The organism is Virgibacillus sp. GM2-2, from assembly GCF_055329585.1.
Genome location: NZ_JBUZWC010000008.1, coordinates 1 through 13,476 on the forward strand (window position 1 = coordinate 1; position 13,476 = coordinate 13,476).

The following is a 13,476-nucleotide window of genomic DNA, read 5'->3' on the forward strand; positions in this document are numbered from 1 at the left end:
CCAGCGCCGATGGTAGTTGGGACTTTGTCCCTGCAAGAGTAGGACGCCGCCAGGCAAACATAAAGCGAAGATTCATTATAAATGGATCTTCGCTTTTTTATTTATACAAAAGGAAGGAGTCCCTAATATTGAGACTCCTTCTTTTCGTAGTATTCGTGTTAGCTCATTCCATATGGCCCGAGCGTTTGTTTATCTTTAGCACTTAGTTGTGTAACAAACGGAACCACTGATTGCATGGTTTGGCCAAGAGATTGGTTATTTTTTGTCATGGTGTAATACGTTGCTGCACCGACCCCAATTGATGCTAAAAGTGGTACCCACATATTGCTTCTGTCCATACAAATCTCAACCCTTCTATAATGTCATGAGACATTATTAGGTTTACTCGATGAATACAATTAATGCGCGGAAAGTCATTCCATTCGTGCTGTGTTTTTAGCTTCTATAGCGGCATTATTCCCTGCAAGCCTTCCGGTTACTAAAGCAGATGTTATGTTATATCCACCTGTATATCCGTGAATATCTAAGATTTCTCCACAAAAAAATAATCTATGCATGATTTTTGATTGCATTGTTTTTGGAATAATTTCTTTTATGGAAACTCCACCACCAGTGACAAATGCTTTCTCAAGCGGTAACGAACCATCAACATTGAATGTGAATTGTTTTATATCATTTACGATTGCTCGTACAACTTCTTTTGAAATTGATGCAGATTTTTGTTCCTCATTTATTTTATTTTTTACAAAAAGATAGGATAGTAATCGTTCAGGTATTAGTCCTTTAAAGCTATTCTTAATTGACTTTTTAGGGTTATCCTGCAAAATATCCCAAACGTCATCAATTAGAGAACTTTCATTTTTATGTGGTAGTACATCTAGTGTCATTGTTACCTCTGATCGGCCTTTCATAAGCTCTTTAACAACAAATTGGGAGCAACGTAATACTGCAGGTCCTGAAATGCCAAAATGAGTAAAAATCATATCCATTTGATGCGTAATGATAGGTTTGTTTTTTTTGTTTAAAACTGTAAGGGAAACGTCCCTAAGTGAGAGTCCTTGTAATTGTTTCTGTTTAATAAATGGTTCATTTGAGGTTAATGCTACCTCTGTTGGATAGAGTTCTGTAATTGTATGCCCAGCTTTTTTTGCCCATGCATACCCATCACCAGTTGATCCAGTATGCGGTACTGCCTTACCCCCGACAGCAATTACAACAGAGTTTGTTGTAACCTTTTCATTGTTAGCTAATATGATAGTGTGTTCGTGTTCAGCATAGTGAATTGCTTTTACTTCCGTTTGCATTCGAATGGTGACGTTTAACTCATTTAATTTATTTATAAGAGCATTTACGACTGTTTTTGCCGAGTTTGTAACAGGAAACATACGTCCATGGTCTTCTTCCTTTAACCTAACTCCCATTTCTTCAAAGAAATCAATAATGTCATAATTGTTGAATACAGAAAATGGGCTGTATAAAAACTTTCCATTACCAGGAATGTGTTTTATTACTTCATCTTCAGGGAGTCGATTAGTCACATTACATCGACCACCACCAGAAATGGCTAACTTTTTTCCTAGCTTCGTTCCTTTTTCGATTAAGAGGCATTTGGCACCATTTTCGGCAGCAGCAATCGATGCCATTAAACCAGAAGGGCCACCTCCAATTACGGTTACATCATATGTCAATTTGTTTCATTCCTTTCGCTAGTATCGTACCATTAATTTAAGCTAATTCCTATTTTTTAATTACGAAGGTAATGAATTGAAATGTGCACACGAATCGATTACTGAACACTGATAGAGCAAGTTTTTCGAAATAGAGAATAATGTATCAGGGGTTATTAACGTTCGTATATTTGACCTATTTTTATGTAATCTTTATCGTTGTACCTATCAGATATGATAAAATGAATTAAGTGTTATAAAAATGAGAATCAGGTGAATTTATGTCGAATATTGTCAAAGGTACCATGTTGCTTACAGGTGCCGCATTTTTATCGAAATTTTTAGGGATGATTTATGTTATCCCGTTTAACTATTTAGTAGGAGAAGAAGGTGGAACATTATTTACGTATGCCTATGTTCCTTATAATATATTAATCACAATATCAACTATTGGAGTACCGCTTGCGGTATCTAAATTCGTATCGAAATATAATGCCCTTGGGGATTATGAAACGGGTTTGAGAATATTTAAATCAGGTATTTCTTTAATGGCTGTAACTGGGTTTATGGCATTTTTAATTCTTTACTTTGGAGCTGAATACATAGCCGGCTTAACAACAAAAACAGAGGAAGGATTAGTCTCACTTGCTAACATTACAACCGTGATCAAAATGGTTAGTTTTGCACTTATTGTTATTCCGGCAATGAGTATAGTACGTGGTTTTTTCCAGGGATATCAGTCAATGGGGCCAACTGCAGTTTCGCAGGTAGTGGAACAGATAGTTCGAATAGTTTTCTTGCTAATTGCAGCATTTATTATTATTAAGGTACTTGGTGGTAGTAAAGCCACTGCCGTCGGGTTTGCAACATTTGCAGCATTTATTGGAGGGTTGGGTTCTTGTGTAGTGTTGTATCTTTACTGGCGGAGACGAAAGTCGTTTATATACCAAAACATTGAAAAACAAAGGATACGAAGTACTGTTCCAACTATGGAATTATTTAAGGAACTATTTCAGTACGCTGGACCATTTGTATTAGTCGGAATTGCTACACCACTTTATCAAGTAATTGACCAGTTTACATTTGATAGAGCGATGACTGCTATCGGTTTAAAAGACCTTGCAAAAGTAGCTTTAGGCGCAATCAATTTATACGGACATAAGTTAGTAATTATTCCTGTTACATTAGCAACGGGATTATCCCTAGCAATTTTACCTGCTCTTACAAAATCATTTAATGAAAAAAATAAGACACTTTTATTTAAACAAATCAATCAGGCCTTGCAAATCGTTATTGTACTGACTGTTCCAGCGGTAGTTGGACTTTCTATGCTTTCCGACGTAGCTTATGGATCATTGTATGGAATGTATCGTATTGATCTTACAGGATCGTTACTGGGCTGGTATGCACCGGTAGGTTTATTATTTGGGCTGTTTTTAGTATCAGCGTCTATACTACAAGGAATTAACCAACAACGTTTTGCACTAATTAGCTTGTCTGGTGGATTATTAATCAAAATTCTGTTCAACATACAGTTAATTCATATGTTTGGTGCAAAAGGTGCCATTTTTGGTACTGCGCTTGCTGTTACAACTGCGGTTGCACTCAACTTATGGCGAATTCATACAGCAATTAATTTTTCATTTAAGCAATTGTTTAAACGAACTTTATTAGTGTGTATCTTTTGTTTATTTATGGTTGTTGCTTTATGGTTATCTAAATTAGTATTAGGAACTTTTATTCCTTTCGAGGAAGACAGATGGGCAGCAATTATAATGCTTGTTGTTGGTGTTATATTTGGTGGCGGTGTTTACTTATGGTTAGGTTACCACTCTACATTGTTAGAACGTACATTGGGAAATAAGGTACGTGTGTTAGACCGTATATTTGGGCGTTAAAAGGAGGAGTTCCATCGTATGCGTCTTGATAAGTTACTTGCGAATATGGGATATGGAAGTCGTAAGGATGTTAAACAACTTTTGAAACAAAAAGTGGTTTCCATAAATGATAAGATTGTAAAAGATGGTAGTGTCCATGTCGATCCATCTACTGATACAATTCAAGTTGGCGATGAAACGGTTCATTATCAAAAACATATTTATGTAATGATGAATAAACCACCGGGAGTAATATCGGCCACTGTGGATGATAAGGAGAAAACAGTGGTTGATCTTTTATCCAATACGCTTCAACATTTTCAACCTTTTCCTGTTGGACGATTAGATAAAGATACGGAAGGTTTACTACTTTTAACGAACAATGGTGAGTTAGCACACAGGCTCACCTCACCAAAAAAGGATATATATAAAGTTTATTATGCAAAAATCGATGGTCAAGTTACACAGGAGGATATTGAGCGATTTTCAGAAGGTGTGACACTTGAAGACGGATATCATACAAAACCATCGAAGTTAACTATTTTATCAGCTAGCACTTCCTCGGAAATAGAAATAGCAATTACAGAAGGAAAATATCATCAAGTTAAACGGATGTTTGAAGCTATTGGGAAAAAAGTAACATATTTAAAAAGATTAAAGATGGGACCACTTATATTAGACCCTGCATTGGGATTAGGGGAGTATAGAGAGTTAACAGAAAAAGAACTAAATCTCATTGTATAAAAATAGCTGACGAGCAAGTCGTCAGCCTTATTATATCTATATTATGAGTTAACTACTTTTTTATCTGTGATTTTCCATTTGCCTCTAGTTGGGCTACTAACAAGACCATTATACACTAATACATGTAAATCTCGTTGTATCGTCCGGTTAGTCGTATCAAACTCTTCCGCTAACTCAAGTGTCGTTACCATTCCGCTTTCTTTAATGTAGAAATAAACGGCCTTCACTCTTGTTAGCTTTCGGGATGTTGAATAATCCAAATAACCACTCCTTAATGAAATCATTAAACATGTGGTGCAATGAATCTACGACGTTACTTATATTTTAAATGTTTTTCGTTTATTTTAAAAGCTATATTTCTAAAACTTTGGGAAAAATATATATAAAATTTCCTTATTTCATACGATGAAAGAAGAAAGAGGTATGTCTTTATGTCGAAAAACCCACATTATTTTATAGGAATTTCACTTCCGATGGAGTTAAAAGAAAAATTAGTCCAGTGGCAAATGATTTTGAAAAACAACCTTTCTTATAAACAATGGACACATAAAAAAGATTTTCATATTACCTTAAAGTTTCTAGGTCCAGTTTCAACTGACGAGATCATGAAATTGAAGAGATTGCTACATAAAACAGAAAAGCTCTCAGCCTTTTCACTTACAATAGATGGTATACATTATTTTGGAAACCCAGTTTCACCTCGTGTTTTATTTTCGTATGTTGAATCGTCAGACCAATTAAGCAAACTGGCGGAATTGGTAGATTCTTGCGCGTTTTCGAGTGGCTTTGATAAAGAAAATCGACCATTTCGTCCTCATATTACATTAGCAAAGAAATGGAAAGACGTTTCTCAAAAAGTTGATCTTTCAACTATTATAACCGAGTTTAAGCATGAAAAATTTACTATTACGGTCGACCGCATTAATCTTTTTCAAATCCATCCGATGAGTAGCCCGAAATATGAGACGGTTGAAACGTATATGTTAAAAGAAGGTGACGAAAATCGCACAATTGATTAAATTACAAGATTATATTTCACGTTATGAATGGAACGCATATCGTTATCCAAGTCAGTACATTCGTTTAAAACAGGAAAACTGGCAAAAGCTTTTTGATTTGTGGCGTACACCTCAGGAAGAAATTTATGAGCTAGAGTCAAATGAAAAGGAAACATTGTACTCGAGATGGAAATCCTTTATTAAAAGGGACCCTACACAAGAAGAAAACGAAGACCTTGAGGATGCTCTACCAAAAACCGAGGAACAGCTAAAGCAATATTTTTTAGATAAATTGTTTCCATTTCAGTTAAAGTGGGCCACGTCGACTGTGACGGATGTTTCATTTATCAATCAAATGTATGAAACTGATCATGTATTGAAGTATTTTTTGCAACGGTTTCCTGACACGTATTTAATCATGTACTATCCGATTTTTTCGATAAAAAATGCTCCAGTGGATGGAGAATTAATCATGATTAGCCCAATCGGGATGGAAATAATTTACCTGATTGAGGAGTCGCCTGATGTTAAAATCCATTCTGGAGACGACCGTACGTGGATAAAAGAGGTAAATGGAGTTCAATCGAATATTCTTAGTCCATTGATCGCCTTAAAGCGTACTGAAAAGATTATCAAGCGGATTCTAGCCACTGAACAAGTTGATTTTCCAATTAAGAAAATCGTGTTATCCAAAGAAAATCAAATTGTTTTCCATACGGAGCCATATAATACAAAAATTATAGGGAAAATGGAATATGAACAATGGTTTAATGAAAAAAGAAAACTAGTATCCCCGTTAAAAAACAGACAGCTAAAAGTAATCGATACCTTACTAAAGCATTGCCAAACAACATCGGTTAAACGTCCTGAATGGGAAGAAGAGACGTCATTTACCATGGATGAAGATAAGTAAGATGTATATTTTCATCGTAAACCCCTGTGCAGGAAATGGACGAGTGAAAAAGCTTTTCCCTATAGAGAAAAGTAGACTGTATCATGATATAGAAACAAAATACTTCTTTACGGAATATCCTGGACATGGTGAAAAAAGCTAGCGAACATAAGAGTTCTAGCCTTATTTTTAACGGTCTTTACTGGAAAACATATTCACTTTAAAGAAGTGGAGATATACACAATCGAAAAGCCCTATGATTTATCAAATCGATGGTCAAACAGGCACGTGTGTAAACTGTAAACGATCTAAGCAATAAAACTCGGTTGTTTTAGTGAAACCTAAAAAATAGGTGGTTGTATTTTTAACAAAATCAATTTAAAATTAATGATTGGACTAAATAATTCAGATTTGAGGTATGAATGTGAATTGGCTTAATGCTGTTTTAGGAAAAGAATGGGATATTAAATCTGCCGGGGGACTAACTGGTGAAGCTTATATTGCTAAAAAAGATGATCGAAAGCTTTTTTTAAAACGTAATTCTTCACCCTTTTTAGCAGTTTTATCTGCTGAGGGTATTGTACCCAAACTAGTTTGGACCAAGCGATTAGAAAATGGAGATGTGATTACAGCACAAGAATGGGTGGAGGGTCGTGAACTTAAAGCCGTTGAAATGCAGCATTACCATGTTGCTTCATTGCTAAAAAAGATTCATAACTCATCGGAACTACTTCACATGCTCATGCGTATGGGTAAAAAGCCATTCACACCAAAAGAAAGCTTGTTAAATATAAAAAAACAAATTATACAAAATAAATTAAGCGATTTGGATGAAGAAGTAGCATCTGCAATCTATTTCTTAGAGGTTCTTTTACCGTTGACAGAAAATCAAAAGCAAACAGTATGTCATGGTGATTTAAACCATAACAATCTTTTATTAACGAAGGATAGTCAGTTGTATTTAATCGATTGGGATAATGCATTGATTGCAGATCCAATTATTGATATTGGTCTTGTATTAAAATGGTACATTCCTCATGAAGAGTGGGATGAGTGGCTAGCGCATTACGGAATCGCTAGCAATCATCATTTAATAAAACGAATGTATTGGTATCTAATACTCGATGCTTTGTATTATTTGAACTGGCATAACCAGAGAAACGAATTTACAAAAAGGGATGAACGCTTAAAAGATATTCATGTATTAAACCTTCACGTTCGTGATTTACTCTAATGTAGAATGGTTTATATGCGAAGTCCAAGTATCAATGTTATCCTTGTTTGTTGTTATATGCTCTTCTAAGTTTTGAGCTTGCTCTCCTTGTATTCCATAATTATATATTTCTGGTAGCAAGGACAATAACTGTTCATCCGTTATACTGTCATTAGCCATTAATGTTTGGATGATCCGTTTAATTTGTTTATATTCATTAATATCAGCACAGCATTCCTCGGACTGCTCTGTTAATATATCATGTAAAACCATAAGTTGGTCATTAACCGTTAACATGTGCTCATTTCACCTCACTTATTAGCTTAACCAAGATTCGTATATAGTATACTTAACAAAAATGATTAAAATTATGTATTAACTGGAGGAACTAAGCATCATGCGACAACGTAATAAACCATGGGCTGATGATTTTCTGAGAGAACATTCAGGAATTGTCATCGCAGAGCCTAGAAAGAATAAAGGTACTTGGAAAGAATTTTTCGGAAACACAAATCCAATCCATGTTGAAATTGGAACTGGTAAAGGTCAATTCATCGTTGGAATGGCAAAGCAATTTCCAGACATTAATTTTATTGGTATTGAAATAGCTAAAAGCGTTATTGTTGCTGCTACACAAAAAGTGGTTGATTCAAGCCAGAAAAATATAGTACTACTCAATGTGGATGCGAATAATTTACTAGAATTTTTTGCTGAAGATGAGGTTTCAACAATATACTTAAATTTTTCCGATCCTTGGCCGAAAAATCGTCATGAAAAAAGACGGCTCACGTTTCATACGTTTTTATCTCAGTATGAAAAATTGTTAGCTGAAGACAGCGAATTAATCATGAAAACGGATAATCGAGGGTTATTTGAGTATTCACTCGTTAGCTTTTCCAAATATGGACTACAGCTTGAAGAGGTGAATCTTGATTTACACCAAATAGATGACCCAACGAACGTCATGACCGAGTATGAAGAAAAGTTCTCCAAAAAAGGTCAACAAATTTATCGATGTAAAGCAAGGCATTAGCCATACAAATGGTTAATACCTTTTTGGTTCCAACCGTATAGATTTTTGTTCAAAAACACATTCATTTTTAAAAGCAGCCTTTTTTAGAAGTAACAATTAAAATAAATCATACAATATCTGCGGGTGAGTTTTTCTAATTGCAGGTATCTTGTAATTTCGCTAGACTTACTATAAAGGGAGGCTGAATACAATGGAAACATTAGAAATAGGACGAGCAAAACTCACATGGTTAAATGGAGGCGTAAATTTTTTAGACGGTGGTGCCATGTTTGGTGTAGTCCCGAAAGCTTTATGGAGTAAAAAGTATCCTGTTAATGATAGAAACCAAGTCGAACTAAGAACGGATCCTATATTACTGCAATTGGATGGAAAAAATTATTTAATTGATTCCGGCATGGGAAACGGGAAACTGACAGATAAACAGCTTCGTAATTTTGGTGTATTAGAAGAATCTTCCATAGAACAATCACTAGCAGATTTAGGGTTAAGTCCAAATGATATCGATGCAATGCTAATGACTCATTTGCATTTTGACCATGCGTGTGGACTTACAAAGCCAGCAGGGGATAGTTTTATTCCAGTTTTTGAAGATGCCATGATATATACCTCTTCTGTGGAATGGAACGAAATGCGTAATCCGAATATTCGTTCGGTTAATACATATTGGGAAATGAATTGGAAACCGGTTCAAGAGCAGGTTAAAACCTTTGAAAATGAAATTCAGATTGCTGATGGATTAAAAATGTTTCATACAGGCGGGCATAGTGATGGGCACAGCATTATTGTTTTTGAAGATGATGAAGATATGTTTATTCATATGGCTGATATCATGCCAACACATGGACATCAAAATAAATTGTGGGCGTTAGCCTATGACGACTATCCTGTTACGTCTGTTCATCAAAAAGAAAAATGGATGAATATCGGCTATGAAAAAAAAGCATGGTATACGTTTTATCATGATGCATATTATCGTGCACTTAAGTTTGATCAAGAAGGTAAAAAAATTGATGCAGTGGAACGTGTGCGACACGAATATAAATAGATGCAAAAAAAGCTATCCCAATTGAACTGCCTCATGTTAAGTAGACATAGGACAGTGTAACTTGGGTAGCTTTTTTTGTATCGTCAGGAAGTATAAATTATGGTAGACCTTATAAGAAAAACTTCGCCATTCGAATGAAGAAGTTTTCTACTTAAATTAAATGATGCGTCATATTCATTAATGATTGTTTAGTTTTACTTTGCAACTTTCTTTTTCGTCGTAGCAGTTTTTGGTTTAGCGGGCTTCGGTTTAGGTTTGTTTTTCTTCGCTTTTTCAAGGGATGCTTGAAGCGCGTCCATTAGATTTGTCACATTATCTGGTTTTTGTTTCGTTTCCCCAATGACAACTTCCTCATTGTTCTTCTTCGCTTCGATTAATTCCAATAATGCTGTACGGTAATCATCCGTATATTTTTCTGGTTCAAAGGTTGATGTAAGTTGCTCGATAAGCATCTTAGCGGTATCAAGTTCTTGTTGGACGGTTTTTGACTCCTCGGGAACATTCGGTACATCCTTCACCTGACGAACTTCATCAGGATAGTGAATGGTTTCCACGACTAATGTATTTTCATAAACCCGAATAACTGCCAATTGCTCTTTTGAACGAATCATCATTTTCGCAATACCAATTTTCGATGTATCCTTCAGGGCTGAACGTAACAAACCATATGCTTTGCTACCGCCTTCGTTTGGTGATAAGTAATAGCTTTTCTCAAAGTAAATGGGATCAATCTCTTCTAGCTTAACAAAATCTACAATTTCTACAGCTTTGTCTGCTTGCTCTTTCCGCAGAGCTTCTAATTCTTCATTGTCTAAAATTACAAATTTGTCTTTTGCATATTCGTAAGCTTTCACGATTTCTTCTGAAGTAACTTCTTTGTCACAATTGGGACAAGTTTTTTCATACTTAATTGGAGTTTGGCATTCTTTATGCAACTGACGTAACTTGATATCTTTATTCTCTGTGGCAGCATGCATTTTTACAGGTATATTTACAAGGCCAAAGCTGATGGTCCCTTTCCACATCGTATGCATGGAAAAACCTCCTTTTATTTTAGCGGGTAAGAAAGTATAAATCTTATCTTACTGCATAAGTGCAACTAAGGATTTCGCCATAATGGCTTGGCGACAAGCCTAGTTTTCTAAAGAGCAAAGAAAGTATAAACGAAAAGCTGTCTAGCTCCAGCGCCCAGCAACTAGCAAACTTCACACACCTCCACTGCGATAAGTCAACATCGGCTCGTACCTCACCGTGTTTCCTTTATCTCATTTCGGAGTGCTCCAGTTTGTACGTTGCTAAACGGGCGCTTGCGCTTTTCTTATAGTTTGTGAAGAAAAGCTTTTTTTATGACGTCAGAAAATATAAATTATGATAGAACTTATAAAAAAAGATCGGCATTCGCTATTTAGGACGGGGTGAATGCAGAACTTTTTAAAAAGCGAAGAAAGTATAAACGAGAAGCTGTCTAGCTCCAGCGCCCAGCAACTAGCAGATGTTTTGGTGGGGCGAGCATTTAGCGCAGCCCCAAACTTCACACACCTCCACTGCGATAAGTCAACATCGGCTCACTACGAAGGAAGGTCGACTAAAAACGGGCTTGCCGCCCAACGTCGACATACCCCTTTTGCAGGGGCATGTTTCCTTTATCTCATTTCGGAGTGCTCCAGTTTGTACGTTGCTAAACGGGCGCTTGCGCTTTTTTAATCCTCCCTGATAACTTTCTGCAAAATGAGCAATTTAAGTAGTAGGGGGGATGAGTGGAATGAAATTAATGCAACCGATTGTTCAGACAAGTATTCCAACAGGTGATGAATGGATCTACGAGGTAAAATATGACGGCTTCCGGTGTATGCTACATTGGGAGGGGCAGAAGGTTCGCTTAGTGAGTCGTAAAAATGTTGATCTAACAGATAAGTTTCCAGAAATTATTCGATTTTGTAGAGAAAAACAAGCACAGATTACCGATTTCCTGCCACTAAAATTGGACGGCGAATTGGTTATCGTTAATCACTCTTTTCAAACAAATTTTTCAGCTCTTCAAATTCGCGGACGTCTGAACAAAAAAGAAACCATTCAACAAGCGTCACTACAAAGACCAGCATCTTTTCTTGCATTTGATATGTTGCAACAGCGATCTGAAGATTTAACCAATAACCCGTTACATCTACGAAAAAAAAAGCTTGAAGCTTTTTTCAAAAAAGGAAATTTAAATTGCAAAATTTCTAATCGGAATCCTGTAGGTTTTGTACATTCTCATTCAATTCCAGAGGTGTTATGGAATGATGTTTTCAATGGCAAAGGAGAAGGCATTATTGCGAAAAAAAATGATAGCTACTATAGTGCAGGGAAACATCATAATGATTGGTTTAAAATAAAAAACTGGCGAAAAATCAATGGAATACTTGATTTCTATGATACAAACAATGAGTATTTCACGGTAAATGTTTATGAAAATGATCAGTTAATAGAAATAGGGAAATGTAAGCATGGAGTAAACAGCAAGGAGCTAGAAACGTTACACGAGCTCTTTGCATCACAGGGGGAGAAACAAGCTAGTGGTTATAAGCTTCCGCCGGCAATTTGTGCTGAAATCAATACACTTGATTTTGTAAAACACGAGCTTAGGGAGCCATCAATCAATCAGTTACTGGTGAATGTAAATGCGATGGAATGTACAAATGAAAAAATGAGGGTAGATATGGCCATGATACCAAGGGAGGTAGAACCGAGTAAGGTTGGGAAGGTTTTTTGGCCAAAAGTAAATGTCACCAAGGGAGACTTACTTGTATATATGCGAGAAATTTCTCCGTATATGCTCCCTTATTTAAAGGACCGGATTCTTACTGTCATTCGTTGTCCCGACGGTGTAAATGAAGAATTTTTCTTTCAAAAACATTTACCAGATTATGCGCCATCATTCATAAGAACCTATCCTGTAAATGATGAAAATTTCTTCATTTGCGATAAGTTGGAATCGCTATTATGGTTTGCGAACCATGGTGCATTGGAATATCATACCCCTTTTCAAACGATTAAAAGCGAGAAACCAAACGAAATTGTATTTGATCTTGATCCACCGGACCGGAAGCGTTTTCCGTTAGCTATTCAAGCGGCAACGATTTTAAAGGGATTGCTTGACGACTTAAACCTCGTTTCGTTTGTTAAAACATCAGGTAGTAAAGGATTGCAGGTCCACATTCCAATTCCAGCAGATAGTCTATCATACGAAGAGACTGGGGTTTTTACACAGGCTATTGCTTGGACAATTGAGCAAGAGTATCCAACATTTTTCACAACAGAGCGAATGAAAAAGAATCGAAAAGAGCGACTGTATTTGGACTATGTACAGCATGGAAAAGATAAAACAATCGTTACTCCCTATTCACCTCGAAAGAATGAATTTGCTACGGTGTCTACTCCATTGTTTTGGGATGAAGTAACAGAGGAATTGGAGCCAGAGATGTTTACTGTAAATAATGTAGTAAAACGGGTGCAATTGAACGGTTGCCCCTTTGCTGACTACTTTGAAATTGGAGAGCAACAAAAAATGGATAAACTATTTCAATTATTACAGTAAAAAATAGTGCAAGCCACTGGATGGCGTTGCACTATTTGTTCCTATGCTGTTTGGACAGATTCGATTACTGCACCTGTTTCCACATCCACATAGAATTCATATTGTTTATTTTCACCATCAATATTTCGTGTTACACCACCGCGGTAGGCTGTATAAAGAAGTCCGTTTTTTTCAACTTCCTCTGGTTTCATGTAAATCCATGATCCACTTATTGGACCTTGTTTTTTAAATGTTTCCTTCGCTTGATTTAACGCTTTTTCAGGAGTGACTTTTTGGTAATTATCAATTTGTTGTTTCGCTAGATAACCGACTGCCACACCGATGCCAGCTGCCAGCGCTGCTTTTTTTACACTCATTCTTTATCACCTCATATATATGTTTGAATTAGCCAAGTTTTCTAATTAAAATTAGTATAACGTAAATACATTCA

14 protein-coding genes are annotated in these 13,476 nt (G+C 36.1%); 8 read left to right on the forward strand and 6 right to left on the reverse strand.

Annotation, left to right across the window (positions count from 1 at the left end):
• Positions 1–158: 158 nt before the first annotated feature.
• Both ACY9Z2_RS10945 and ACY9Z2_RS10950 read right to left on the reverse strand, forming a co-directional pair.
• Positions 159–323 carry a hypothetical protein gene (locus ACY9Z2_RS10945; RefSeq protein ID WP_463609676.1) on the reverse strand — a complete coding sequence of 55 codons (165 nt, stop codon included), beginning with the start codon at positions 321–323 and terminating at the stop codon, positions 159–161.
• Positions 324–413: 90 nt separating this feature from the next.
• Positions 414–1,688, reverse strand: coding sequence for a BaiN/RdsA family NAD(P)/FAD-dependent oxidoreductase (locus tag ACY9Z2_RS10950; RefSeq protein ID WP_463609677.1), 1,275 nt, complete (start codon positions 1,686–1,688; stop codon positions 414–416).
• A gap of 260 nt (positions 1,689–1,948) precedes the next feature.
• Between ACY9Z2_RS10950 and ACY9Z2_RS10955 the strand changes: the two genes are divergently transcribed.
• Together ACY9Z2_RS10955 and ACY9Z2_RS10960 are read left to right on the forward strand one after the other, a co-directional pair.
• Complete coding sequence (locus ACY9Z2_RS10955; RefSeq protein ID WP_463609678.1) at positions 1,949–3,565, forward strand: putative polysaccharide biosynthesis protein; 1,617 nt, start codon at positions 1,949–1,951, stop codon at positions 3,563–3,565.
• 18 nt (positions 3,566–3,583) lie between these two features.
• Complete coding sequence (locus ACY9Z2_RS10960; RefSeq protein WP_463609679.1) at positions 3,584–4,288, forward strand: pseudouridine synthase; 705 nt, start codon at positions 3,584–3,586, stop codon at positions 4,286–4,288.
• 41 nt (positions 4,289–4,329) lie between these two features.
• Here the strand turns inward: ACY9Z2_RS10960 and ACY9Z2_RS10965 are convergent, their stop codons facing one another.
• Positions 4,330–4,548 (reverse strand): DeoR family transcriptional regulator, encoded by a 219-nt coding sequence (locus ACY9Z2_RS10965; RefSeq protein WP_463609680.1) that lies wholly within the window; start codon positions 4,546–4,548, stop codon positions 4,330–4,332.
• Between the two features lie 171 nt (positions 4,549–4,719).
• On the opposite strand from ACY9Z2_RS10965, the gene thpR reads away from it, so the two are divergent.
• The 3 genes from thpR (at position 4,720) to ACY9Z2_RS10980 (ending at position 7,412) form a co-directional block, all read left to right on the forward strand.
• Positions 4,720–5,307: an RNA 2',3'-cyclic phosphodiesterase gene (gene thpR, locus ACY9Z2_RS10970; RefSeq protein ID WP_463609681.1), complete on the forward strand. Its 588-nt coding sequence runs from the start codon at positions 4,720–4,722 to the stop codon at positions 5,305–5,307.
• Positions 5,300–6,199 (forward strand): NERD domain-containing protein, encoded by a 900-nt coding sequence (locus ACY9Z2_RS10975; RefSeq protein ID WP_463609682.1) that lies wholly within the window; start codon positions 5,300–5,302, stop codon positions 6,197–6,199. The genes thpR and ACY9Z2_RS10975 overlap by 8 nt, the downstream gene beginning before the upstream one ends.
• Before the next feature lie 397 nt (positions 6,200–6,596).
• On the forward strand, positions 6,597–7,412 hold the full coding sequence (locus ACY9Z2_RS10980) for a phosphotransferase family protein (RefSeq protein WP_463609683.1): 816 nt from the start codon (positions 6,597–6,599) through the stop codon (positions 7,410–7,412).
• Here the strand turns inward: ACY9Z2_RS10980 and ACY9Z2_RS10985 are convergent.
• A complete protein-coding gene (locus ACY9Z2_RS10985; RefSeq protein ID WP_463609684.1) occupies positions 7,404–7,688 on the reverse strand; it encodes a YtzH-like family protein in 285 nt (94 codons plus the stop codon). The two genes, ACY9Z2_RS10980 and ACY9Z2_RS10985, sit on opposite strands and share 9 nt — an antisense overlap.
• 100 nt (positions 7,689–7,788) lie before the next feature.
• Between ACY9Z2_RS10985 and trmB the strand changes: the two genes are divergently transcribed.
• The gene (gene trmB, locus ACY9Z2_RS10990) at positions 7,789–8,424 is read left to right on the forward strand and encodes a tRNA (guanosine(46)-N7)-methyltransferase TrmB (RefSeq protein ID WP_463609685.1); all 636 of its coding nucleotides are present in this window, start codon (positions 7,789–7,791) and stop codon (positions 8,422–8,424) included.
• A 190-nt stretch (positions 8,425–8,614) separates the two neighbouring features.
• Positions 8,615–9,469 carry a YtnP family quorum-quenching lactonase gene (locus ACY9Z2_RS10995; RefSeq protein ID WP_463609686.1) on the forward strand — a complete coding sequence of 285 codons (855 nt, stop codon included), beginning with the start codon at positions 8,615–8,617 and terminating at the stop codon, positions 9,467–9,469.
• Between the two features lie 194 nt (positions 9,470–9,663).
• On the opposite strand, the gene ku is transcribed toward ACY9Z2_RS10995, so the two are convergent.
• On the reverse strand, positions 9,664–10,503 hold the full coding sequence (ku, locus tag ACY9Z2_RS11000; protein ID WP_463609687.1) for a non-homologous end joining protein Ku: 840 nt from the start codon (positions 10,501–10,503) through the stop codon (positions 9,664–9,666).
• A 728-nt stretch (positions 10,504–11,231) separates the two neighbouring features.
• On the opposite strand from ku, the gene ACY9Z2_RS11005 reads away from it, so the two are divergent.
• Positions 11,232–13,046, forward strand: a complete 1,815-nt coding sequence (locus ACY9Z2_RS11005) for a DNA ligase D (RefSeq protein WP_463609688.1) — start codon at positions 11,232–11,234, stop codon at positions 13,044–13,046.
• 41 nt (positions 13,047–13,087) lie between these two features.
• Here the strand turns inward: ACY9Z2_RS11005 and ACY9Z2_RS11010 are convergent, their stop codons facing one another.
• Positions 13,088–13,402, reverse strand: a complete 315-nt coding sequence (locus tag ACY9Z2_RS11010) for a PepSY domain-containing protein (protein ID WP_463609689.1) — start codon at positions 13,400–13,402, stop codon at positions 13,088–13,090.
• Positions 13,403–13,476: the final 74 nt, after the last annotated feature.